We start from the raw sequence: 23,903 nt of genomic DNA, 5'->3' as shown, positions 1-23,903 counted from the left end.
TTCCTGATTAGCTTACCGCTTCTTCCGTGCCGAAAAGAAGACGGACGGCGAGCTTCGCCGTCCGTTCTGGTGAGTGTAGAAATTTAGTATTCGAGGCGAATACCACCCTGCAGTGAACGTCCGCCGCCAGCACCAGTAATCTGGTTATTGCCCGCACCAAACGACCCTGATTGAGTAAAGGCCTGACCGGCCTGCTGTGCAACTGCACAGTTCGGCGGCCCACTGCATGTCCCCAGGTTGCCGTTTGGCTGACCGAAGTTCGCATGATTGAAGGCGTTGGTGGCGTCGAGACGAATCTGCAACTTCACACTTTCATGGATGTCGAACTTCTTGCCTGCGGATAGATTAACCAATTCACTGCCGGGTCCATAGACCGAATTGCGCCGTACGTTTCCGAAGGTTCCTGGTGCCGGAAGGGTAAATGCTGCCGGGTTGTACCACTCAAAGGTGCTGTGACCGCCCGCTGGGGTTAGCGGTGCGCCAGAGTAGTTGGGGAATGGATCGTCCGACTGCCCGGGCTCATCGTAGGAATGTTGGTTCGACGCGAAAACGGAGAAAGGATTGCCGCTGGTCAGCTGAATTGTGCTCGAGACCTGATAGCCGCCTAGGAGCTCGTCGACGAGCCAGTTATGGTTTAGGAATGCCCTACCACGTCCGATTGGAAGTTGATAAACGATCCGGCCCTTGAAGGAGTTCCTTATGTCAAAGTTGGAGTTGCTGTAATTGGAAGGAGCATCCGCGAACTGCCTGCTGATCGGTCCGGCTTTGCTTCCCATACCCGAGGAATCTTGATCGTCCAGAAAGTGGGCCCAGGTGTAATTGAAGTTGAGGCTCAAGCCTGACGCCAGACGACGGTTGATAGAGGTCTGCAGCGAGTTGTAGTTGGAGATCGCGTCGTTGGTACTTCCATTGATGGAAGTGTAGTTGTGGTTTGGCCGTGACTGCGAGTCGTTCTGGGCCAGCAGAGCGGTGGGCACCTGGTTGATGTCCGTCGGGAAGTTCAGGTTGAACGCATGGCTCGCCACGTAGGAAAGTTCAAATACCATATTGGTTCCAATGGCCTGCTGAATACCAAAATTCCACTGGTAGATCTTGGGATCCGGAGTGTGATAAGCAGTGTATCCAGCACTCTGACCATTGAAACGTGTCGGGCTCGTTCCAGCCTTGGTGAAGGGCAGAGGAGTACCGGTGAGATTCTCCGTTCCCGGACCACTGAAGATAATACCCGGAGTAATTCCGTTGGTGGGGTCCTGATAGTTACCGGACTGAGTGTTGACGTTACCCAGGCCGCCGCCGTAGGTATCGAGGCTAAGGTTGTAGGCGTAGACCCCGAAACCACCACGAATTGTCATGTTAGGCGTGGGAAGAAAGGCGAATCCGACACGAGGAAGGAGCGTGCTGTACTTGCTGTCCTGGAGCGAGGTGCGGCCATTGGCGTGGGTCTGTCCGTACCAATAAGCGCCTAGTTGACCGTTTGCCGTGTTGACGATGGTGGGATCGAAAGTCCCCACATTGCCATGAACCTCGTTGATGCCAAGACGGACTTGATAGCGGAGCCCAAGGTTCAAAGTGAGGTTGGGACGAATTTTGTAATCGTCCTGAATAAAGACCTGCGGATTCTTCAGGCGCGCTCCATACTCAGAGCCGTTCTGCGCGCCCCAGTTCAAGGCGTCGCCCAGAAGGAAGTCGGCATAATCAGCGCCAGTATTGGAGTCGGGTGCAGCTACGCCCTGTCCATTGACCGCCCAGTTCTGTGTATACTGACCGGAAAACTGGAAGGTCCCGGGGTTGATCTGAGCGTAAGGAGTGTTGTCGTTGCGATAAATTCCGACTTCGCCGCCGAAGTGCAAGACATGTTTCCCACGGATTAGGGTGACCACGTCGGAAGGGTCGAAGACATTCTCCTTATAGATAAACTGGCTGGACTCCGGTTGGATCCACGCGTAGGGATAGTTAGTGATGAACTGCACGCCTGGAATCTCGTCCGCCTGAGCAAACTGGAAGCCTAGCTGTGCTGGATAGCCCTTACCGAAGGTCTGGTCGGAGAAGAAATTACCCTGGTACGTGAAGCCGAAGCGAGCCTCATTGATGAAGTGGTCGTTGATGTTCCACACGTCCGTCACCTGTGAGTTCAGGCGGCTGATATCGCCGGCAGATGCTCCAATCGGCTGAGCCGTCACCGTATTCGGATAAAGAGCGGAGTTATCGCCCTGAGTGACAGAGAAGGTCAGACGGTTGCTAGGGCTGATGTCATAATCCAGACGTCCGAAGTACTTCTTATCAGGATTGGACTGAGGCACACTGGCGTAGAAATTCCGTTGCAGGATTCCTTGCCCGTTTGTCTGCCCTGCCTGGAAGTGGCCACCCACAATATGATTGGCCGGTGTTGGGAAAAATTTCTGGAAGTTAGCTGAAACCTTATCGAACAAGCTCGTGGGAATCGCATTGAAGCCGTATTCGCTCAAAAACGATTTGCGGACGGGATAGGAGTTACCTTTGGAGTCCTTCGCCATCGTCTGCGTCGTGGGATCGTAGATCAGCGACTGACCAGTAAAGTCTCCACCCATAACCGCCGTCGAAGGAATATCATTCGTTCCGCTTGCGCTTCCGTGATCGACGATCTGATCGTAGTTGAAATAGAAGAACGCCTTGTTCTTCAGATTAGTGAACGGAATTGCGACGGGACCACCTACCGAAGCGCCAAAATTGTTGCGGCGGTCGAAGGCTAATGAATTGCTCTGACCCGCAAACTGATAGGAGTTCGCATTGAACTGAGAGCTGCTGAAGTAGTCGTACGCAGCGCCGTGGAACTGGCGCGTGCCGCCCTTGCTGATCTGGTTGAAGATGATGCCGCCGATACCATACTGAGCCGAAAAAGCCGAAGTCGAGATCTGCACCTCCTGCACGGTCTCGAATGTATTCACATCGGAGTTCGAACTGGTTCCGAGCGTCGTAGAAGCTCCATCCGCAAGGATATTGCTATATGGCAGATTGCCATTCGCGGAAATGGACTGGCCCGGATTGGTACCGCCGGCCAATCCAGCCGACCCAGGAATCAAAATCGCAAAGTTCTGCCAGTCCTGACCAACATTCGGCAAAAGCTCCATCGACTTCGCTTCAAACGTCGTCTGCTGCGTTCCAGTCTCCGTGTCCAACAACGGAAGGTCAGTGTTCACCACCACCTGATCGGTCGCGGACCCAACCTTCATGATCGCGTTCACGGTCGAAGTGCCCACCTGCAAGCTGATCTGTGGACGCGAGTACTTCTCAAACCCCGGACGCTCAAATGTCACACTATACGTGCCGACCACGATCGAAGACGTATCGTACAAACCGTCCTGATTGGTCTTTAGAATCTTCGTCACACCCGTATTCACGTTTGTAACGGTGACGACTACATCCGGCACCAGCGCGCCGGTCGGATCTGTGACGGTGCCGCGAATATCGCCCGAGTTCGTCGCCTGTCCGTGCGCAAATCCAACGCCAAGCGCAAAAACCGTGGCTACGTTCCGAATACTTTTACCAGGTCCAAATGACCTCATACTGCCCCCTGAAATTTACTGCGTCTCATTCCCTTGCTCCGCGCCGAAAAGTCTCGTAAGGCGTCTGGACAAGCGTTTGTCTTTTACTGGAATTTCAGTTGCCTATTTCACATGAGCCCGTTAAGCGTTGTCAAGCAGCATGTCCCGCACCGCCGCCCAACCGTTTTGCCCGGATATTGAGGACGTGAAGTGGTCCATCCACCTCTGAAGCATTCCCCGCACGCCGATATACAATCGCTATCGACCTCGCAGACAAAGATGAAGCTTCTCCGCAAGACCGGCCTGTTGCTGTATTTAGCGTGCATCTTCCTCACGCTATGGTCTGCCAGATCGGCGCAGCCCCAGCAAACGCTTGACCTTTCCGCCCAGACCACCACCCAGGAGCGCATCAGCAGTGAAGTCTGGTGGCCCACCAAGCCGGACATGCCCATGAGCGCCTTCGCTGGCTCCTCCTCCTGCAAACCCTGTCACCAGCCCGGCCTCGCCCACACAGAAACCTCCATGCAGCACGCAGCGAGCACCGCCGCCGTCACAGACTTCCACGCAGAAAAACTCACCGCCAACTCCCCGCCTTTCAAGTACTCCCTCACCTCCAGCCCATCGGGGATCGAATTCACAGCATCCCAGGGAGCCCACAAGCTCTCTCACCCTCTCGATTGGGTCATGGGTGCCGGCGATCTCGGCCGCACCTTCCTTTACCAGGCCGACGGCCGCTGGTACCAAAGCCGCATCAGCTACTACACCAGACCCTCCGCACTGGACATCACCACCGGCCTCAGCAGCACCCAGGCCACCTCCCTCCCGACGGCGCTCGGGCAGCTTCTGAGCCCGGAGGATGCACGCTCCTGCTTCGGCTGCCACACCGTCCACGCCACCACCTCATCCGGCTTCAATCCCCTGCACGCAGAGGCTGGCCTCGGCTGTGAAGCCTGCCACGGCCCCACGCGCGCGCACGTTGACGCCATGCACCAGCAAATCCACGCCCCCGCCCACCCGGCCAGCGAATCCGCAGTCTTCAATCCAGCAAAGCTCTCCCCGTCAGACTCCATCGACTTCTGCGGCTCCTGCCATCGCAGCTTCGCAGACGCCAGCCTGATCATCGGCCCTGGACAAGGCACGGCGGTCGTCCGTTTCCAGCCATACCGCCTTGAGGAAAGTAAGTGCTGGCGTTCCACAAGGGATGAGCGCCTGACCTGCGTCGCCTGCCATGATCCTCACCAGCCCCTCGAGAGGAACACCGCCTCTTACGATCGCCACTGCCTGCAATGCCACTCGACAGCAGCACAGAAAACCCAGCCCCCAGCCAGCACCCACACCGTCTCCATCTGCCCCAAAGCCTCGAGCGGCTGCATCACCTGCCACATGCCAAAGGTCACCGTCGCCAGCATGCATGGCGAGTTCACGGACCACTTCATCCGCGTCGTAAAGCCCGGCGCCAGCCTCCCCCGCTAAGCCGCACTCACCGGCTGGACAAACGCTGCACAAGCTCCGTCTGCTGATTCCGTTCCAGCAGATCAAGAATCCCCTTTGTGATCGCGGGATCGCTCTTGCCATACCCGACCGCCAGCTCAGCCGTCAGGTCCGCATCCTTCACCTTACCCAGGTGAAAGTAAGAGTCGCACAGCATGTACAGCAACGCCGGCACCACCGTCTTTGACCGAGCAAGCTGATCCGCAGCCTCCTCCCACCGTCCTTGCCTGTAACGCACCTCGCCGAGCTCCGCAACCGCCAGTTGATAATTAGGCTCCCCTTGCAGCTCCGCCTTGAACTCGCTCTCGGCCTTCTCAAGATCGTTCTGCTGCAACGCCAGCATCCCCAGGTAGGTATGCGCACCCCGCACCGTCGGTTCAATCACCATGGACTGCTTCAAACAGCGTTCCGCATCCTCCGGCCTCCCCATGTACAGATAGACGACGCCGGTCAGCATGTACGGCGCTCCAGGTGTAGCCGTCGGCCCTTTCGCCCGATCCCGAAACAGCTTCAACGCCGCCGCCTCATGCCCCTCAGTGAGCAGTTGCCGCGCCTCCACCAGCGTAGCCTTTTCTACCTCGCGCTCATCCGTGGGAACGACGGATGCCGCCTGATCCAGCAGCCTGCCATGCAGCTCCGCCTCATGCTGCGCATCCGCCGTGCGCCCCAGCCCGGCATACACCCGAGCCAGATAGAAATGAGCAAGCACCTGCGTCGGGTCCTGCTTCAGCAGACGTTCTAGCAGGTCCGCGGCCGCCTGGTAGTTCTTCAAAGCCAGCTCACAATGCCCCAGCCCCAGCAACGCAGCGTCGTCCGCAGGCTGGATGGAAAGAATCTGTTCAAAGACCGGCTTTGCCTCCTGCCACTTTGAAAGCTTCACGTCCACGGCGGCCAGCAGTTGCAGCCCCTTCAAATCGTTCGGCTTCAGTGCCACGGCCTTCGCAGCGTACTGCGCGGCATTCTCCAGGTCCTGATTTTTGAAGCTCGCCACCCCAAGATCGAAATCGATCCGCCCGAGCGTTGGATCGGCATGCTGCGCCTTCAACAGCCACCGCAGCGCCGCCTCGTTATCCCCTGAACTGCAAAGCAGCTCACCATACTTCTGCCACACGGCGGTATTATTCGGATCAGCCTTCAGGCTCCTCTGAATCGCCTTCAACGCCAGTTCGCTATCGCCCCTCAGGTGGTAGGCCTGGGCCAGGTAGTAGAGCGTATCGCCATCCTGCGGAACCTGTTTCAGGCGTTGCGTGAACAGACGAATTGCCTCACCTGTATCGCCTGCCACCAGCCGGTTGATCCCCACCTTCAACATCAGTTCAGCATCGCCCGGCGCCAGCTTCAACGCCTCTTGAAAGGAGGCCGCAGCCTCTGGCGCATGTCCCATATCTTCCAGCAGAGCGCCCTGAAACTTGAGCGCTGGCTCATACCCTGGATGAGACGCCAGCAGCGCACGCGTCAGGGCGAGAGCCTTCGCTCCATCCCCTCGCTGCGCAGTCATGATTGCCTCATGAAGCTGTTCCGCCTCCGCGGACCGAGTCCCGCGTTGCGCCCCCGACACGCCCTGGGCCATCGCACTCCCAAAGCCACAAGCCAAAACCGGCAAGACCGCCAGCATCGCAGCCTTACGCAGGTGACTCTTCGCTCTTGTCATGGTGTATCGCACTCGTTAGCCTGCTTGATGGTATGAGGATTGATCGCAGAACACCAGCATGGCGTCGTCACAAGACCAACACGCGCGCCGCCAGTCACTTCAGATAAGCGTTTGTCTCCAAGCCATCCGCCTTCCCTCCCTGCTTGACAACGATAGCCCATGCACGGTCGAATACTCCTGCGCCAGATAGCCCTGAGCTGTCGACGCAGGGTGGTGTCTTTGATCTCCATAAAACTGACTGTTGCCGCGGCCCTTGCCGCCACGATGCTGAACCCCACGATCATCGCCCAAACCCAGGCTCAGAAGCAGTCACCAGCCAGCGCCCCCTCGCCGGTGGACCGCAACGCCGCCGGTGACTCCCCAGCCGACCCCGGCCCGCTCGCGACCGATCTCTCCCCCGCCCTAACCCCACCCGCCATCCAGAAGGCCATGCGCAAGGTTGCAGACTGGCAGATCGCCTACGCCGAGCCGCGCTTCAACCAGCAGTGGACCTACGCCGCCCTCTACGACGGCCTCATCGCCGCCTCCACCGCCACCGGCGACCCCAAGTACCAGGACGCCGTCCAGCGTATGTCGGAGCACTTTGACTGGAAGCTCATCGACAACCGTTTCCCCCACGCCGACGACGAAGCCCTCGGACGCGCCTACCTCGAGCTCTATCAGCAGCACCCCACACCGGAGCGCATCGCCTCAACACGCGAGGTCCTCGACCACCTCATCGCCCACCCGGACGATCCCAAGAAGCTCCTCTGGTGGTGGTGTGACGCCCTCTTCATGGCCCCGCCAGTCCTCGCCGAGATGTCGAAGATCACCAACGACCGCAAGTATCTCGACTACATGGACCGCCAATGGTGGATCACCTCGGCCTACCTCTACGACCCGCAGGAGAAGCTCTACTTCCGCGACGACACCTACTTCACCAAGAAGGAAGCCAACGGCCAGAAGCTCTTCTGGGCACGCGGCAACGGCTGGGTTCTCGCCGGTCTCGCAACCGTCCTCCAGAACATGCCCGCCGACTATCCCACCCGGCCAAAGTACGTCGCTCAGTTCCGCGCCATGGCGGAGCGAGTCATCGCCCTCCAGCAGCCTGACGGCCTCTGGCGCAGCGGCCTGCTCGATCCCGCAGCCTACGCACAGCCCGAAGACTCCGGTTCTGCCTTCTTCGCCTACGGCCTAGCCTGGGGCATCGATAACGGTCTCCTTGACCGCAAGCTCTATCTCCCGCACGTCACCAGCGCTTGGCAGGGCCTGCTCCAGCACGTCTATGCTGACGGCCGTCTCGGGGCCATCCAGCCCATCGGAGCCGCACCCGGTGACGTGAAGGCCTCCAGCAGCTACGTCTACGGCATCGGAGCCTTCCTCCTCGCTGGCTCGGAGCTAACAAAGATGACTACCAGGAAGCCGATTCATGCCGGCGGCAACCCACCCAGGTAGAACACACTCAGGCTAGGCGCTGCCTTCACATAGCGAGCAATCGCCGCATCAGGAAAGCGCCGCTCGTACGGCGGAGCCCAGCCAATCTGGTCTCCGCTCACTGTCCCGGGAGCCTCCTGCTGCTTACCCGTCCCCGCAACAAACACCGCAGGATCGGACAGCCCGCCAATCGACACCTTCACCAGCCGATGGATCGCCCCACCGTGCGCGGCATAAAGGTCCAGCCCGTTCACCTCGCCAAGCTCAGCCAGCAGCACCAGCGGAGCCAGCGCATACAAATGGTAGTGGAGCGCCTTGGTCCCCCGTTCCATCTCCAGTGGCAGCGTCCCATCCGGCCGGATCTGCGCCACCCCGTTCTCATAAGTCGCCATCCCCCAGTCGAACGCCTTCCGGTCGTTCGCCGCCACCCCAATCGCCGCAAGCTCTACGCCGGCCCAATACAGATGATTGTTGCCCGCCGACACATGCGTCTTCGCGGCATGGTCGTCGTACCAGGTGCGCGTAGCGTCGCCAATCTGCAGCAGCCACGGCGCAATCAGCCGTCTCTGCTCCGGCGTCGCCAGCCCCGCATCGCTGATCTTCAGGTAAGCAATCGCAATTGCCCCCGCAATCCAACCCTGCACGTAGTAAGCCTGGTTGGAAGACATCTTTCCCGTCAACGAGCGCTGCCGTGCCAGCGACGTGATCTGCTCCAGCGCACATCGTCCCGCAGCACGCGAGCCCGTCGTCCGAAACGCATCCGCCTCCCGCACCAGCGTCTGCCCAACCTCTTTCACCGGATCGCTCGACCGCTTATAAGCCTCCATCCGCACCGGGTCTACAATCGAGTGCGTCGGATCATCCGTCCGGTAGAATCCATCCGTAGTCAGGTCAGGTGCAACCGCAGGCAGCGCCGGGCAGCTATAGGGGGCATCCGTCAGCGTCACCGCGTGACCATCCCACGGAGACCGCAGCGTCGCCGCCCCGGCACTGGCAAAGGCAGCACAGGCCAGCACAACAGAAACCCCAATAGAACGAAACGATGGAACGAATGATCTCTGCAAGAGATGGCCTCATAAGGTCGGATGCTTCCGCTAAATCAGAAGACAAAGGTTTGTCTTCCACGCCGACCCATTCTTTCTACCCGCCGCACACAAAGCTAGTCAACTCATTCCCTGCCGCCGAGCCCGCAAACATCTACCCCGCGCCCCCAGCCTTACCCGTCCCACGAGCCGCACGCACCACCGCCCGCACCGCCGCAGTCGACTCCCGCACCACCAGCTCCGGATCGAGCTTCACAACATCCGGAATCTTCTCATGCGCCAGCTTCTTCAGCAGCAGGCTCGCCGCCATGCTGCCCATCTGGTGCAGCGGCTGACGGATCGTCGTCAGACTCGGAACCACATAAGCCGCCGCCTGGATATCGTCGAACCCCAGCACTGACACATCATGCGGCACCCGCAGCCCCGCATCGTGCAGCGCACGGATGCTGCCAATCGCCGAAACGTCATTGAAGCAAAGCACCGCCGTAAAGTCCTTGCGCCGTAGCAGCAGTTGATGAATTCCCGGATACCCCAGCTCAGGCGAGCTCATATCCTTATCCAGCCGAATCACCAGGTCAGGCGACACCCGCAGCGAAAGCGCACGCGCCACCTGCAGCGTCGCATTCCACCTCGTCTTCGAGTCCGAGCTGAACGGCTGCCCATGCATATAAGCAATCTTCCGATGCCCCAGCCGATACAGATGTCCCAGCGCCAGCTCCGCCGCCCGATGGTGATCCAGCACCACGTTCGTCAGTCCCGGAATCACCGTATGCCCCGCCACGCAGACCGCCGGCGCAGGCAACTCGGCCTCCAGATGCGTGTCGATCGCCAGTATCCCGTCGATCCCGCGCGAGCGCAGCAGTTGCGGATACTCCGCCACCAGGTCCTTCTTGTGACGATGATGCGCCGTAAAGAAGAAGTATCCCTCCTGCATCAGCAGGTCCGCAGCCCCGCTCAGCACTTGCGAGTGGTACCCCTCTCCCAGCTCCGGAATCAAAATCCCGATCGTCCGCGTCGTCAGCCCCTGCAGCGACCGCGCAATCAAACTCGGCTGATACCCGAACTTCTTCGCCGCCGCCTTCACCCGTTCGCGCGTCGCCGGTGGGATCGAGCGCCCAGGCGCGTTGTTCAACACAAACGAGACGGTCGCCGGACTCAGGTCCAGGTACTCCGCCAGCATCTTCAGGCCCACCCGCCGCCCACCAGCCAAATTCACCGCAGTCTTCTTAGGCATAAGTCGTTTCGAGGTCGCTCTCCGCGGCTCACCGGCTACAGTCCGTTTCGCGCACCACCAGTCTAGCCGGGATTGTCGCCAAGCGGCGTCCCGAACCGAGTCTTCACAGGGACCGCCCCGCCCCAGCTCCTCACCGGCGACACCATCGCCACCAGCAGCATCACAGCCGTCCCCACCATAGGCACCACCAGCCCCATCCTTAGCGACCCCCGCTCCGCCGACACCAGCCCCGTCATCCACGGCAGACAAGCCGACCCCACCCCCGCAACAAAAAATATCGCCCCACCCCGCTGATACCGCAGCGCCCACCCCAGCAAGAGCGGATACGTCGGCCCAATCCCGAACCCCAACAGAAACGCCGCCGCCAAAATCGCCACGCCATGCGTCGTCGCCACCAGCAGCACGGCCGCCGCCGTCATCAGCACCAGGCTCCCCCGAACCACCACCGCCTCGGACAACCACTTGTCCCTTACGCTCCAGAACAACCGGCTCAGCAGCAGCCCCGCCCAAAGGCAAGTCGGCGCAGCCACCGCCTCGGCAAGCTCATGTCCTCCCCTTCGCGTATAAGTCGTCAGCCACCCCCCCGCGGAAGCCTCGATCCCCGTCACCAGAAAGATCATCGCAATCAGCCCCAGCGGCATGCGCCTGAAGATCGCCCACGCATCCCCAACCTCCGCCCCCGCCGTCAACACCATCAGCTCCCGCTGCGCCAGCGCCGCACCCGCCAGCGCCAGGAAGCACCCCGCCAACCCCAGCAGCACCGGCCCAAAGTCCCCCGCACCCAGCGCATGAACCGTCAGCGACGGACAAGCACAAGCCCCAATCGCCCACACCAGGTTCAGCCTCACCATCTCCGTCCCGCTGCCCACCGTCTGTTGCTGCCGGATCAGGCTCACCGAGGTCATCGTCGCCCCCAGCCCCATCCCATACAGCGCCATCAGCGCATTCACCCCATGCCCGCCAGACAGCGCCAGCCCCGCAGCCCCCACCGCAACCCCCAGGCTCCCAAACACCAGCGTCGTTCGCAGCGAGCGCCTCACCAGCAAAGCCCCCAGTGAAGACCCAATCCAGGCCATCAAAAACAGCCGCCCACTCTGCTCATCCTGCAGGTGCCACCGCATCTGCAGCGCCGGCAGCAGCGCCCCCGGCAGCGCCACCCCAATCCCCGTCCCAAAGAACCCCAGGTAAAGCGGAAGCGCACCCCACGGAAACGTCTTGCTCTTAGCCACACCCTGCATCGCAACCCTCATCCGCACCCAGAAACACAAAGCGCGAACCGAACCTCATCATAGCGAAACCACTGACAGCTCTGCACAATGGGCTTCCGGCGAGCGGATCAGGGCCTGACAGAGCCGCCAGACCTTTCGGGAACGATGACATCCCATTGACAATTCAATCCTTCCTGAAGGAGTAGAGTTTAGGCATAAATCCATTCGTTTGCCGGAGACGAAGCCTTGAGGGATCGCAAGATTGCATCCACTGTGATTGCCTTCCTCATCACCGTCATTTTGTATGCAACTGCCGTGGGGCAGACTCCTAAAGCGACATTCGTAGGCTCAAAGTCATGTAGGGCATGTCATGCAGATACCTACGACAGTTGGCAGAAGACACGCATGGCAAACGTTGTTCAGGACCCCAAGATTCATCCAGAGGCTGTGGTCGGAGATTTCACAACTCCGAACCCGCTGGTGACCTTCAAGCTGGACGACGTTGCGTTCACCTATGGCAGCCGCTGGAAGCAGCGCTACTTCACCAAACGAGGCGACGATTATTATGTGCTGCCCGCGCAGTGGGATATCCAGAAGAAGCGTTGGCTCCCGTTTCATGTCGAAAAAGGCACGGACTGGTGGGTTCCCCATTACGGTGAGAGCAACATGGAGCGCCCCACCTCGACGCTCTGTGATGGTTGCCACTCCGTCAACTTCAACATCGAAACCAAGCAGGTCACGGAGTGGAACGTGGGCTGCGAGAAATGCCACGGTCCCGGCAGCCTGCACGTCGCACATCCCACCAAACAGAACATCGTCAACCCGGACAAACTCGATTCTGTGCGGGGCAACGACACCTGTATCCAGTGCCATAGCCAAGGCCAGCCCGTGGGCAATCCCATTGCGGGCAAGTATTATGACTGGCCGGTCGGCTATCTTCCCGGCGCGCGCCTTGTCGACTACTGGAAGCTTGAAGAGCTGAAGCCCGGCGTCACCGGGTTCTATCAATATGCGGACCTGACGGCTCATAAGAATCGCATGCAGGGCAATGACTTTGTGCAGAGCAATATGTATCACCGCGAGATCCGCTGCTCGGACTGTCATCAGGTCCACTCCAACACGGTCTCGAACCTCCGCATGCCCTCCAATGCATTGTGTCTGGGCTGTCATACGAAGGAGAATCCAGCCGGATTGAAGGGCACGGTCAGTGAGCATACCCACCATGCTGAAGGCAGTAAGGGGAGCCAGTGTGTGGCATGTCATATGCCGAAGATTGAAGCGACGATCAAGGACAGTTTCGTGAGCGCCCATACCTTCCGATTCATCACTCCGGCTCAGACCGAGCAGTCGGGCATCCCGAATCCATGCACGTCCTGTCATGCAGATAAGTCGACAACATGGGCGACGAAAGAGTTGATCGCATGGACCAGCGTGTCACCCTGGCGGGTGGCGCAGTAGCAGGCCGCAGGGGTGAATGCACTCTGAAAACGGTGTTAGCAACTTCATAGATGCTTCAGTCGCGCTCCAAGCAAAGCATGCCCCAACGCCCTCCCAGACGCCTTCCACCGTTTCACAATCTCATAAACAATCACGCTCGAGTAGCTAACAGCAATCCAGATAAACACCTCCTCAATCGGCAGGAAGGACCACGCAGTCACGCGCACGCCGAGCATCGCCGCCGCCTGAAAGTTCCACCAGCCGTAAGGCAGCGCGAGCGTCACCTCCCACATCAGGCTCGTCACCAGAATGATGAACATCGTCAGAGAGAGCGCCCGCCAGTTGATGACCGGACGAGCAGCGGGCAGAAGAGCAGACGACGGCAGCAGCGCCCCCAGGATCAGCACGACGGGATACCCCGGAAAGCTCCCGGGCGCAGTCAGATGGTGGTAGATCAGCACACCCGCCAGCAGCGTCACTGCAAGCACAAGCGAAGCAGGGTGAAAGCGCAGCAGCCGGTCGAAGCTGATCCGCTCCCGCGCCGTCGCGGGTACGGTATAGGCCGCAAGCCAGTACTCATCCAGCCATACATAAAGAAGCAGCACCAGCGCAAAACCGGAGAGATAGAAGACATACTCTTCGACAGGCACGCCGCCACCCAGCGCAGGAGCCTTGATCCCCAAAGTCGCGGAGGCGTTCGGAAACACAAAGAAGTACCGCGCAAAGAAGAAATCAAGCGCAGCCCCCAGCGGAAACAGAAGGCTGAGGCTCACCATAAAAGACCGTCGCGAGATATGGAGATGTTCCTGCGGAAGAAACCAGCAAAGGATGACAAGCGAAGGAACAAGAAACAACAGAAGGCTGACCGTATAGCCATAAGGTGAAGGATTCGCAGGCAGTGATCCGCCGAAGGCGCTCACACGCACGGTGTGGAGCGTAAACGCAGCAGGCACGATGACCATGGCAAGCATGGACAGCGTAGTCAGATAGGCGGAGACAGGCGGAGTTCGCATAGCGGCGTGGGCCCATTATGCGCGTATTACAGGAGAACGCAGACATTTTTTAGCCGGGATGATTGCAAGACGAACGATCACCCTGCCTGGAATTCCACCCACCCAACGGTCAACGCCCTTGACACGCTCTGCTCCAAAGCAATCTATCCCAGAAGTCGCAATATCGTTGCAACGTCCAGGTGCTAAACTCCTCACACCCTGGCATGCTCACCTCCTCCTCCCTGCTCACCGCCGTGTTCGCCTTGCCGCCTCTCCCCGCAATGCTGCTGCGTCATCTGGGCAACACGACCTGGCAGCAATTCCTCATCCTGGTAGGCGGCGCCACCCTCGCATTCTCCCTGTTGCTCTACCTCTGTACCCTGCCCTCGACCCTTCGCAAGATCAGGCGGCGAAAGCTCCTGAAAAAGCAGGGCTTCCAGGACATCAAGTAGGATCTGCCGCCACAGGTTCCATATACCAGATGGAGACCCCCTTCCATCATCTCTCGATGCTGCTGCAGGCCTCTCGCGGAGGCTTTGAGGTCGTGGCCTTTGACTACCAGCCGAAGCAGTCGCCACGCTTCTCCGCCGTCATGGTGCGGGGCCGCGACACGAGCAGCCCTGGCTTCATCCAAAACTCCACGGAACAATGCAGATGCTCAAGGCGTATACGCCTAAGCCTTCTCACATCTGTGCCCGAGGACTTGATGAACCTACGCAGCCTGACCCTCGCCTTGACCTCTCCAGCTCTTGCATGGACGGTTGCCTTCGGACAGCCAACCCCGCCGCCGCCCTTGGCAATCGAGCACGTCACCGTTCTCCCTATGACCGCAGGCGGCACCGTGCTGCACGACCAGACCGTCACCCTCCGCGACGGCCGCATCACGGCAATAGAAGCCTCAACCGCAACCAAACCAGCCAGCGGCGTCAGGCGCATCGATGGCACAGGAAAGTACCTGATGCCGAGCCTCGCAGACGCACACGTGCATCTTGAAAACGACCGCTTCCTGCGCCTCTTCCTCGATAACCCAAAGATCCCCGCCGGCACCATCCGCACCGAAGACATCTTCCTGCCCTACGTAGCCAACGGCGTCCTGCAGGTGATCGATCTATCCGCCACCTCGGAGACAGTAGGCCAGCGCGATGAGGTCGAAAACGGACGCGTCCTCGGACCTCACATTGCGCTCGCTGCGATGATCGATGGCAAAGACCCCATCCTGCCCGTCGGCATGACGCGCGTCGCAGCAACCCCCAGCGATGGCCGCCAGGCAGTCCGTGACGCATCGGTCGAAGGCTACGAGCTCATCAAGGTCTACAGCACTTTGGATCTCCCAACCTTCACAGCCATCGTTGACGAGGCGCACAAGCTGCACATGCCGGTCGTGGGCCACATCCCTCAACGCGGCAAAGGCACCACAGACAAGTTCTTCCAGCCCGGATTCGGCATGGTGGCCCACGCGGAGGAGTTCGCCCAGCAGACCGATGTGCCGGTCGAAGCTGACATCCCAGGCTACGTAGAGATGGCAAAACGGAACGGAACCTGGCTCACGGGAACGCTCTCATTGGATGAGCGGATCGTTGAAGAGGCATCCCACCCAGAGTCCTTGCAGGCCCGGCCTGAACTGCAGTTTCTCTCACCCCCGATCTACACCTATGTCACCGCCCACAATCCCTACGTAGCAAACGCAAACGCGAAGTTCATTGACTATGTCCGTTCGATCGTCGCCTTCAATCGCAAGCTGATCCAGGCCTTCGCCGCAGCCGGCATCCCGGTACTCGCAGGCACAGACACGCCAGTCCCCGGTATGGTGGCAGGCTTCGCTCTGCACGATGAACTCGAAGCGATGGCCCGTTATGGGTTGAGCAACCAGCAGGTGTTGGAAGGAGCAACCCGGCTCCCGGCGGAGTGGCTCGGAGTCGCAGGAGACCGCGGCGTAGTCGCACCAGGCAAGCGCGCAGATCTACTTCTGCTCGACGCCGATCCCATGGCGGATGTCGCAAACACCCGCAGGATCACGGCAGTGATCGCAGGCGGACGCTTCCTCTCACGTACAGATCTCGATCAGCAGATGGCTGCCCTCGCTAAGCGGTACGCAAAGATGAGAGCCGCGGACACCGTACCCACCGGCAAGCCTCACGCCTTGCCTTGAACCACTGGCTTCGCCACCCCGGTGCGTCAAAGGGATCGGCAAAGTACTGCGTCTCATGCACAACCTTACCGTCGCGAAACTCCATCATGCTCACCGTATAAGCGGGCTTCCCCTGGTAGATAATCGTGTACTCCGTGATCCAGAGATTGCCCTCACCGAAGATCCGCCTGACCTCAAACCCGGACGGTCTACCAGGATGATGACCCCTCAGCGCCTGCAAGTTGACGCGCCCAAGAATGCGCTCGCCGGACTGCGGATACTCACACAAGACATCGTCGTCGTAGATGTCATGCTCCGCGTCGATCTCACCAGCCGCTGACGCGCGCCAGTGCGCGTTCAAAGCCTCAAGTATCTAACCCTCATCCATGCAAGCTCCTTCAGGCCATCATCTCCGCCTTCGCCTTTACTCTACCTTCAACTCCGCAGGCGCATCCGGCAGCAGCGCATGGATATACCCTTCATTCACCGTGCATCGCTCCGCCTTGATGTTTTCGAGCATGCTCGAAAACGCACGATCCAGCACCCCCTGCTCCGGCCTCACCTTCAACCGCTCCGGAGCCAGCACAGACCCACGCTGCAGCGCCGCGAACGCCAGCACCTCATCCCATCCATCCGGCTTCGCAAAGCTCACCGGAGAGGTCGTCGCGCTCATCTTCTTATACGGCCAGAACGTCCATCCGATGTTCGCCTTCTCATTCGCCGCCCGGAAGCTAGCGATCCACGCATCCGTATTCTCGCCGGACTCGCCCAGGTAGATCGGCACCTGGTACCTCTGGCGGAACGCCGCATACTGCTTGAACGCAGCCTCCGTCGGCTCGGCCTTGTATCTGTGCCACGTATACAGTGCATTCGCATCGAACGGCGCTCCAAACACGCTGAAGTCGCCATCCCACTGCGCTCCGCCATAGATCATCATGTGCTTCGTATCGATCCGCCGGATCGCCACCGTCAGCTTCTTATACAGCGGCTCCAGCAGCTCGTTCAGTGGCTTCAGCTTCGGATAGTTCGGGATCGGCTCATTCAGCAGGTCGTACCCGATCACCGTCTTATCGTCCTTGTAGTGCCGAGCAATCCGCTCCCACACCGCCACCGCATGAGCCTGCTCCCCTTCATCCTTCAGCAGCCAAGGATACCCATCGCTGTCGTCGATATTCTTCCCCGTCTGATACCCCGGCGCAACGTGCATATCCAGGATCACATAAAGCCCTTCCGCCCGGCACCACCCCAGCAGGCGATCCACCAGCGCGAACCCCTCCGCATCGTCCGTCTCAAAGAACTTGTAGTGAAACGGCACCCGAACAGTATTGAATCCCGCCTGCTTCAGCAGGTGAATATCCGCCCGCATCACATACCTCTGCCGATACTCATGCCAGAACTCCGTCGCCTTCGTCGGCCCAATCAACTCCCGGACCAGCCCCTCGATCTCCCGCGGACTCTGCACCGTATCCGGCAGATGCCACATATATCCCTCGGGAACAAACCAGTCTCCCAGGTTCGTCCCCCGGATCAGCAGGGGCTTGCTCTGCCCATCCAGAACCTCGGTCTTGTGAGTGTGAACAAACTGTCCCTGCATCGAGCCGGCAGCAAGACCAAGACTCAACACAAGGCCTGCAACCATACGGCCAACGAGCATGTCATTTCCTCGCTGACCATACTCATCCATCAGATAAGCGTTTGTCTAGAATCCATCCCGCTTCGTTCCACCCCTCGATCCAGCGCAGCATCACCCATGCCCTGCGCCCTCGCCAGCAAGGACTCGTCTCACGTCACGCAGAACCTTCGTTCATTGAACCAACCCCTCCGCCACCCCACATGACAGAAGCTCCGGCCGATCCGAAGCGCGGATCTCCGCCGTCAACTGCCGCACCGCTTGCAGCAACTCCCCATCACCAGAAGTAAGTTGCCAGGAATCGGGACCGGCAAACTCGATCGAAACCTCAGGCACGCATCCCGGGTAAGTCGCAATCCGGAACTCCACATTCAACCGGCAGGACAGGACAAACTGCCTCAAAACCCCTTCAATTTCTGAAACCGCACCAGTGAGTTCTTTCATGAATCGATCCTTCCAGACCCATGACCTGCTCCCGCTCACACCCCCAGGACTTGCTGGAGTCGAACAGGCCAGCCTGATCCATAACGCATGGCAAAGTTGCGAGGAATGGATCCATTCTGAAGGATGAAGCTAAGCAAACTAACTTCAGGAGACGGTTACTAACACAGTTATGTTATCTAAGACACATAATAAAGGTATTTGGTTGTCGGATCTTCACGCATTCAATCTTTGAGCAAGACTTATCAACTTTCATGAATATTCCCAGATTGGGAATCCCAGACACCCTCAGACCAGAAACGCCCCATCCACCGCAATCTGCAGAGCCGTCGCCAACGCATTCGTCTCCATCGCCATCCCGATCACCCCCAGCAGCTCCCCATGCTGGCCCTCCGTCATCCCCTTCGCCCTCGCCGCCGCGCTGTGCGAATGCACACAGTACCCGCACCCATTCACCGTAGAAACCGCAATATAAATCAGCTCCTTCGTCAGCGGATCGAGCTCCCCCGGCTCCATCATCACCACCTTCAGCTTCGCCCACGTCCGCTCCAGCGCCGCCGGCTGATTCGCCAGCGCCCGCCAGAAGTTGTTGATGAAATCAGACCCACGCATCACCCGTATATCCGCAAACACCGCAGCCACTCGAGCATCGCTCGCAGCCTCCTCATCCGTCCAAAGCCTCACCGTTCCCATCCCGCCCCCTCCGCCAGCTTCCCTCGTTCCCGATCCAGCTCCGCCCGCAACTCCTCCTCGGACGGCAGCACCAGCTTGTAACGGCTCGCAAAGATCTGTTCATTCTCATGCAGCACGGAGTACCGCACAATCGAAGCATCCTTCTGCGTGCAAAGAATGATCCCCACCGTAGGATTGTCGTCCGGCCCCCGCTTCAGATCGTCCGTGATCCGCACATACATATCCATCTGCCCAATGTCCTGATGCGTCAGCTCCCCAGACTTCAGATCGAACAGCACAAAGCACTTCAGCAGATAGTTATAAAACACCAGGTCGATATAAAAATCCTTCGACTCGCTGCTCACCCGGAACTGCCGAGCCACAAACGCAAACCCTCGCCCCAGCTCCAGCAGAAACGCCTGCAGGTTATCCAGCAGCGCCCGTTCCAGATCCGCCTCCAGCAGCTTCCCCGTTCCCGGCAGTCCCAGAAACTCCAGCATCACCGGATCGCGCACAAAGTCCCTCGGCGTCGCGAGCTTGCTCACCTGCTCGCCCGCCTCCCGCTCCACCTCCGCACGGTCGGAGCTGGAGAGCAGCCGCTCATAATAAAGCGTCCCAATCTGCCGTTCCAGCGCACGCGTCGTCCACCCCTGCCCCGCCGCCTCCTGCATGTACCACTGCCGAGCCGCCCCACTCTCCACCCGCAGCAGCGTCCGGTAGTGCGTCCAGCTCAATTCACGACGCAGCGCGTCCTGTTTTGGAAACGCCTGGTAGAACACCCGCATATGCCGCAGGTTCGATACATCGAACCCCTTCCCAAACTCCGCCGCCAACTCCCCCGCCAGCGTCTGCAGCAGCTTGCTCCCATAAGCCGCCCGCGCCGCACCACCCTGCTCGAACTCCACAATGTGCCGCCCAACCTCCCAGTACGTCTGAACCTGGACCTCATCTACACTCCGCAGCACCCGCTGCCGAGCCTCCTGAATCAGCTCCCTCAGCCCAGCCAGCAGGTGAGACACATCTCCGTCCACCCTCAAGCCGCCTCGCCCCATCACCTCGCGCTCATCTCCGCTCATGCATCCTCACCTGAAATCCTAACGCGCAACGGTAGCAGCGGCCACCGCCAGCCGCGATTACAAAAACAAAGAACAAGCCTTCCCAAGGGCAGTAGAAAGAACCTACTCTTGCGATAAAGGCATAACTACAGTTAAAAACTACAGGCTTCCTTTAAGCAGGCGTTCCACAACTACCGTTTAGGCGTGGACCCGTTACCGTTTCAGCGTGAAACCCGCACCGTTGCAGCGTGAATCCCCTACCGTTGCAGCGTGGACCTCGCAAATTCCCCTGTGATCCCAAAGCACCGTTTCAGCGTGGAAGAGTTCCCCTTGAAAAGCAACGAAAAACCCACATAATCCTTCCGCTCGGCCCTTTCCACACCCCTCGAAACCCCACGATTCGCCCATGAAACGGTCATCCGCTACCGTTTCAGCGTACCTCGCGTCCCACTCCCCGCCTTACCCAACCCCCTCCTGCTACCGTTTCAGCGTCACCTTCCGCGGCCGCCCCGCCCTGCCGCTGCATAGAAACGTACACAAGCCGCGTCAGTGCCCGGGCTAAAATACGCCATGCGACATTCGGACCCGCCGGCGGTAGTCTTTGCAGTGCTCATTCCGGTCCTGGTTGTCTTCCTTGTCTTTTCGATCATCTGGGGCCTGACGAGCCTTTGGGCCTGGGGCAGACGGCGTCGCCTGGCAGCCTTTGCCGCAGCGCACGGCCTCAGCTTCCAGACCGGCCCAGCTCCCATCACCGTACCGCAGGTCGCTCATGACCCACCCCGCCGCTTGAGAGTGCAGGAAAATTTCCTCTATGGATCGCGCAAAGGCGTCGAGGTCTTCGCCTGTGACTTCCGCAGCGGGGAGGGACGAGGATCGACGACCATGTCGATGGTTGCCGTCCGCGGCGACCTGCGCGACACCAGCCTGCTGGACCCCAAGCGATGGCAACTCCTGCCTCTCAACGGATGGAGTTTCCTGATCCCGAACCGTGATGCCGGCCCGTCATCCCGCCGCAAGATCGGAGCCGCCTGGGATCTCCTCACCGCAGCCGTGGTACACAGTGACTCGCCTGAGAACGAAGAGCGGGAGACATCGAGCACGCCTTGATCGGCGATGTCCCGCAACCGTGACGCAAGTCCCGCTCAGCCAACCTCTGTTCATCCCCTAAGTGCTCGCTCCACCCATGATTCATGAGTGGGAGTAGGCCCCCAAACACACCCTTACCTTGACTCCGCATGGCTTGTGGAGGCCGCCGCCAGCCACGCGGCCAAACCAAAGTCGAAGCTGGTAACAGGTTTCTCGTCTCCAAAAAGCTTGGCGGCTTCCAGCCCTGCAATTCCGTGGAGGAAGGCCCACAGAGCGACAGAAGCATCGTTGACGTGACCTGGTCCCGTGATCGCGCTCACGTGTTCGACGACGAACTTCCAAAGCTTTTCATGGGAATCCGCCTCCTCTTTCGCGTTGTCGCACGGCAGAAGGAGCAACTCATAAAGGTTGGGGCGACTGCGGGCGAAGGCGAGGTAGGCCCGCGCAATGCTATGGATGGCTTGCTCCGGTCTGCCCTTGCGCACAGCCCGCTGCATCGCGGCGTGAAGCAGGCGGGAGACCTCGCCGGCAAGAGCCGATTCGAGCGCCGCGCGATCCGCAAAGTAGCGATACAGGGCGTTCGGAGCAAGTTCGAGCGAGCCCGCAAGCGAGCGGAGCGAAAGGCCGCGGAGCCCTTGTTCTTCAAGCTGTTCGACCGCCGCCGCAAGGATCGTTGCACGGTCGGTCTTGGAGGGATACGCCATGCTTATCACTCTACATCTTGACCTCTGGGAGGATAAAGGTGTACGGTGAACATGTTGAAGGTGTACAGCGGCCATCTTGGAGGCAGGGTATGAGTGCAAAACAGAGTGTGGTCCTTACCGGAGCATCGACCGGTATCGGCTGGGCCACGGCAAAAGTTCTTCTGGATAAGGGATTTCGTGTCTTTGGGACCGTACGAAAGCAGAGCGACGCAGACCGGCTGAGCGCTGAGTTCGGCAAGGACTTTGTTCCATTGCTGGCGGATGTAACCGACGAGGCAGCGGTGCAGCAGGCGGCCACCCTGGTGGGCGAGATGTTGGGCAAAGAGAGGTTGGCCGGGCTGGTCAACAACGCCGGTATCGTGGTCGGCGGCCCATTGCTGCACCTGGACCCCTCCGAGATGCGTCGGCAGATGGAGGTCAATCTCATCGGACCCTTCCTCGTAACGAAGGCCTTTGCCCCTCTGCTCGGAAGCGACCCAGCAAGGTCGGGAAAACCAGGACGAATCGTCCAGATCAGCTCGGTCTCCGGCAAGATGGGGGTGCCGTTTGTCGGCGCCTATTCGGCCTCCAAGTTCGCCCTCGAGGGAATGTCGGAGAGTCTCCGGCGCGAGCTTCTGCTCTACGGAATCGATGTCATCATCGTGGGCCCCGGAGCCGTGATCACGCCCATCTGGGATAAGGCCCAGGCGGAGGACTTCAGCCGCTTCGATGCCACCGACTATGGCCCAATCATTCAACGCTTCCTGGCCTTCTTCGCCGAAGAGGGCAAGAAGGGACTGGCCGCCGAGGAGATCGGTCACGCAATCCATCGCGCCTTGACGGTCAGCAAGCCGAAGGTCCGGTACGCGGTCGTGCCGCAACGCTTCAAGAACTGGACGCTGCCCAACCTGCTGTCAAAGCGGATGGTCGACCGCATCCTCGGCAAGCAGTTTGGGTTGATGAAGAAGTAGTCCCCCACTCCAAGACCGGGCAGAAGCAGCAGCATATAGACACCATCTTCGATCCCATCCGCGAGGCCCGCAAAGCCCGCAGCCTGGCGATCCCGCCAAGGCCGGCAACATCATCGCCGACCTCCTCACCGTCCCCAATCCCCCGCCCATCTGCTCCTCGGCCCGGACGCCTTCGACTACGTCAGCAAGGAGTTGGAAGCTCTCCATTCAGAGTTCGCAGCCTGGGAAGCAGTAACCCGCTCGACCAACTTCGACGCCCCCAAATAACCCACATACCCTAAGCGGGAGTGTCCAGATGGAAGGCACTCTCGTACGGCTCAACCGGGTACCTCTTTTCCTTCCACGCATCCAGCCCGCCATGAAGAATCTTCACCTTCTCGAACCCCAGAGACACGGCCTTCTGCATAATCTTGCCGGCCGTCTCATCTGACGGACAGGTGCAGTACACAACCGTCTCCTGCTCCTTATCGAGCAGCCCGGGATTCCCCAGGATCTCCTTCGGCGGAATCCTCCGCGAGCCCGGAATGATCTCAGAGTGAGCCAGCAGATCCAAAGGCTGACGCACGTCGATCACATGAATCGACCCACCTTCATTGCCCGCAAGAAGCGCATGCAACTGCTCGACATTGATGCTGTGCGACGCGAGAAAGAGTCGCTTACGCCTCCGCCGATACCATTCCCCCGCCCCTAAAACCGCAAGGATCAGAACCGCAGCCACCACCATCGTCAGGCTCATGAGGTCTCCGTTCGCTTCACCCCATTGGAGTCTCGCTCAAGCGCCCTTGATTCTTTTCATGATCGATGGGACAGCGGCTTTTGCAGCGTGACGCTTCGCATTAGATCGTGGCAAGTCTCCATTCAAGCACGCCTTCAAAACTGCCCTTGCTGATGGTGCTTTAGACTGTCATCAGCTTTCAGTCAGCGCTAAACCTTTTGGTGTCCGGAGTTCGTTGAGAGGATGGGACTCACCACAATACTCGTATCGCTTCTCTGTTTAGGAATCGGATACCTCGTGTACGTCGCTCATCGATGCTGGCGACTTGTGGCGGAAGGCCGGAACCTGTCACGAACCAGGCTGGGGCGAATCGACTCCCCTCAAGCCCGTCCAGATCGCCGTGGTCTCGGTTCCCAGAGTGACTTCATCTCTGAAACGTTCGTACCGAGCGAGAGGTACAGAGCGGAACAACTGTCAATGGCTCGAGCCTTGATTGCAGGAGGTTCAGACCCAGTGCAGGTGGCTGCACTCT

General features: G+C 59.6%; 20 protein-coding genes. 7 read left to right on the top strand and 13 right to left on the bottom strand.

All coding sequences use genetic code 11. From position 1 onward, the window contains the following. Positions 1–83 precede the first annotated feature (83 nt). Positions 84–3,542, bottom strand: a complete 3,459-nt coding sequence (locus tag ACIX9_RS21395; RefSeq protein WP_013582279.1) for a TonB-dependent receptor — start codon at positions 3,540–3,542, stop codon at positions 84–86. Between the two features lie 258 nt (positions 3,543–3,800). On the opposite strand from ACIX9_RS21395, the gene ACIX9_RS21390 reads away from it, so the two are divergent. Further along, positions 3,801–4,994: a multiheme c-type cytochrome gene (locus ACIX9_RS21390; protein ID WP_013582278.1), complete on the top strand. Its 1,194-nt coding sequence runs from the start codon at positions 3,801–3,803 to the stop codon at positions 4,992–4,994. A gap of 7 nt (positions 4,995–5,001) precedes the next feature. Here ACIX9_RS21390 and ACIX9_RS21385 read toward each other — a convergent pair whose 3' ends face one another. Beyond that, a complete protein-coding gene (locus ACIX9_RS21385) occupies positions 5,002–6,663 on the bottom strand; it encodes a tetratricopeptide repeat protein (RefSeq protein WP_013582277.1) in 1,662 nt (553 codons plus the stop codon). A gap of 159 nt (positions 6,664–6,822) precedes the next feature. Between ACIX9_RS21385 and ACIX9_RS21380 the strand changes: the two genes are divergently transcribed. Next, positions 6,823–8,097 carry a glycoside hydrolase family 88/105 protein gene (locus ACIX9_RS21380; protein ID WP_013582276.1) on the top strand — a complete coding sequence of 425 codons (1,275 nt, stop codon included), beginning with the start codon at positions 6,823–6,825 and terminating at the stop codon, positions 8,095–8,097. Here ACIX9_RS21380 and ACIX9_RS21375 read toward each other — a convergent pair. From ACIX9_RS21375 to ACIX9_RS21365, 3 genes are all read right to left on the bottom strand, one after another. Further along, the gene (locus ACIX9_RS21375; RefSeq protein WP_013582275.1) at positions 8,070–9,140 is read right to left on the bottom strand and encodes an alginate lyase family protein; all 1,071 of its coding nucleotides are present in this window, start codon (positions 9,138–9,140) and stop codon (positions 8,070–8,072) included. The genes ACIX9_RS21380 and ACIX9_RS21375 overlap by 28 nt on opposite strands. Positions 9,141–9,273: 133 nt before the next feature. After that, on the bottom strand, positions 9,274–10,353 hold the full coding sequence (locus tag ACIX9_RS21370; RefSeq protein WP_013582274.1) for a LacI family DNA-binding transcriptional regulator: 1,080 nt from the start codon (positions 10,351–10,353) through the stop codon (positions 9,274–9,276). Positions 10,354–10,415: 62 nt separating this feature from the next. Then, positions 10,416–11,603 (bottom strand): MFS transporter, encoded by a 1,188-nt coding sequence (locus tag ACIX9_RS21365; RefSeq protein WP_041598104.1) that lies wholly within the window; start codon positions 11,601–11,603, stop codon positions 10,416–10,418. 363 nt (positions 11,604–11,966) lie between these two features. Between ACIX9_RS21365 and ACIX9_RS21360 the strand changes: the two genes are divergently transcribed. After that, positions 11,967–13,019 (top strand): cytochrome c3 family protein, encoded by a 1,053-nt coding sequence (locus ACIX9_RS21360; RefSeq protein ID WP_198152240.1) that lies wholly within the window; start codon positions 11,967–11,969, stop codon positions 13,017–13,019. Between the two features lie 44 nt (positions 13,020–13,063). On the opposite strand, the gene ACIX9_RS21355 is transcribed toward ACIX9_RS21360, so the two are convergent. Then, a complete protein-coding gene (locus ACIX9_RS21355) occupies positions 13,064–14,011 on the bottom strand; it encodes a hypothetical protein (RefSeq protein ID WP_013582271.1) in 948 nt (315 codons plus the stop codon). Positions 14,012–14,214: 203 nt separating this feature from the next. Here ACIX9_RS21355 and ACIX9_RS21350 point away from each other — a divergent pair, with 203 nt between their 5' ends. Both ACIX9_RS21350 and ACIX9_RS21345 read left to right on the top strand, forming a co-directional pair. Continuing rightward, positions 14,215–14,442, top strand: a complete 228-nt coding sequence (locus ACIX9_RS21350; RefSeq protein ID WP_013582270.1) for a hypothetical protein — start codon at positions 14,215–14,217, stop codon at positions 14,440–14,442. A 254-nt stretch (positions 14,443–14,696) separates the two neighbouring features. Next, the gene (locus ACIX9_RS21345) at positions 14,697–16,139 is read left to right on the top strand and encodes an amidohydrolase family protein (RefSeq protein WP_157478254.1); all 1,443 of its coding nucleotides are present in this window, start codon (positions 14,697–14,699) and stop codon (positions 16,137–16,139) included. Here ACIX9_RS21345 and ACIX9_RS25115 read toward each other — a convergent pair. The 5 genes from ACIX9_RS25115 to ACIX9_RS21325 all read right to left on the bottom strand — a co-directional run bounded on the left by ACIX9_RS25115 (position 16,072) and on the right by ACIX9_RS21325 (position 19,913). Further along, complete coding sequence (locus tag ACIX9_RS25115) at positions 16,072–16,491, bottom strand: nuclear transport factor 2 family protein (protein ID WP_157478289.1); 420 nt, start codon at positions 16,489–16,491, stop codon at positions 16,072–16,074. The genes ACIX9_RS21345 and ACIX9_RS25115 overlap by 68 nt on opposite strands. Positions 16,492–16,542: 51 nt before the next feature. Then, a complete protein-coding gene (locus tag ACIX9_RS21340) occupies positions 16,543–17,772 on the bottom strand; it encodes a glycoside hydrolase family 5 protein (protein WP_013582267.1) in 1,230 nt (409 codons plus the stop codon). A gap of 150 nt (positions 17,773–17,922) precedes the next feature. After that, positions 17,923–18,192, bottom strand: coding sequence for a hypothetical protein (locus tag ACIX9_RS21335; RefSeq protein WP_013582266.1), 270 nt, complete (start codon positions 18,190–18,192; stop codon positions 17,923–17,925). Positions 18,193–18,477: 285 nt separating this feature from the next. Continuing rightward, the gene (locus ACIX9_RS21330; protein ID WP_013582265.1) at positions 18,478–18,882 is read right to left on the bottom strand and encodes a carboxymuconolactone decarboxylase family protein; all 405 of its coding nucleotides are present in this window, start codon (positions 18,880–18,882) and stop codon (positions 18,478–18,480) included. Next, complete coding sequence (locus ACIX9_RS21325) at positions 18,870–19,913, bottom strand: PDDEXK nuclease domain-containing protein (protein ID WP_041598151.1); 1,044 nt, start codon at positions 19,911–19,913, stop codon at positions 18,870–18,872. The genes ACIX9_RS21330 and ACIX9_RS21325 overlap by 13 nt, the downstream gene beginning before the upstream one ends. A 573-nt stretch (positions 19,914–20,486) precedes the next feature. On the opposite strand from ACIX9_RS21325, the gene ACIX9_RS21320 reads away from it, so the two are divergent. Continuing rightward, positions 20,487–21,023 (top strand): hypothetical protein, encoded by a 537-nt coding sequence (locus ACIX9_RS21320; RefSeq protein ID WP_013582263.1) that lies wholly within the window; start codon positions 20,487–20,489, stop codon positions 21,021–21,023. Between the two features lie 113 nt (positions 21,024–21,136). Here the strand turns inward: ACIX9_RS21320 and ACIX9_RS21315 are convergent, their stop codons facing one another. Further along, positions 21,137–21,706 carry a TetR/AcrR family transcriptional regulator gene (locus ACIX9_RS21315; protein ID WP_013582262.1) on the bottom strand — a complete coding sequence of 190 codons (570 nt, stop codon included), beginning with the start codon at positions 21,704–21,706 and terminating at the stop codon, positions 21,137–21,139. Positions 21,707–21,795: 89 nt separating this feature from the next. On the opposite strand from ACIX9_RS21315, the gene ACIX9_RS21310 reads away from it, so the two are divergent. Next, positions 21,796–22,656, top strand: coding sequence for an SDR family oxidoreductase (locus ACIX9_RS21310; RefSeq protein ID WP_013582261.1), 861 nt, complete (start codon positions 21,796–21,798; stop codon positions 22,654–22,656). Between the two features lie 277 nt (positions 22,657–22,933). Here ACIX9_RS21310 and ACIX9_RS21305 read toward each other — a convergent pair whose 3' ends face one another. Next, a complete protein-coding gene (locus ACIX9_RS21305) occupies positions 22,934–23,392 on the bottom strand; it encodes a rhodanese-like domain-containing protein (protein ID WP_041598103.1) in 459 nt (152 codons plus the stop codon). Positions 23,393–23,903: the final 511 nt, after the last annotated feature.

It is taken from the genome of Granulicella tundricola MP5ACTX9 (genome assembly GCF_000178975.2).
GTDB lineage: Bacteria > Acidobacteriota > Terriglobia > Terriglobales > Acidobacteriaceae > Edaphobacter > Edaphobacter tundricola.
The sequence above is the reverse complement of the archived record's forward strand: the minus strand, read 5'-3'. Positions and strand labels throughout refer to the sequence as shown.